Source organism: Streptomyces chisholmiae, from assembly GCF_031845445.1.
In the GTDB taxonomy this organism is placed as follows: domain Bacteria; phylum Actinomycetota; class Actinomycetes; order Streptomycetales; family Streptomycetaceae; genus Streptomyces; species Streptomyces chisholmiae.
Map to the genome: position 1 here is coordinate 1 of NZ_JAVREO010000289.1, position 398 is coordinate 398.

Sequence of the window (398 nt, forward strand, 5' to 3'; positions counted from 1 at the left end):
GCTGTACCGGTCTGGCCGCGTCGATCGCCGCCTGGAACATCGCGGGCCGGAACGCGCCGTAGGCCAGGCCGCACCAGGTGGTGCCCTCCGGGAACGCCACCACGGTGTGCCCGGCGCGCAGGCGCTCGGCCACGGTGTGCACCACCGAGGGCAGCCGGCGCAGGCTGCCCCGGTCGATCGGGATCACCTTCATCACCCGGGCCAGCCGGCCGACCGCGGGCCAGTCGACGAGATCGGCGCGGGCCACGAAGGACCCTGGCAGCACCGCGCCGATGGTGAAGATGTCCAGCCATGACACGTGGCCACTGACCACGAGCACGCCCTTCAGATTGCGAATGGGTCCGCCCGACAGGGAGATTCGGACCCCGAAGCAGCGCAGCATCAAACGGCAGTAGAAG

Annotated in this window: 1 protein-coding gene; it reads right to left on the reverse strand. The window is 70.6% G+C overall.

All coding sequences use genetic code 11. From position 1 onward, the window contains the following. A partial coding sequence (locus RM844_RS33240; RefSeq protein ID WP_311671140.1) for a lysophospholipid acyltransferase family protein occupies nt 1–319 on the reverse strand: 319 nt, incomplete at its 3' end. Nucleotides 320–398 lie beyond the last annotated feature (79 nt).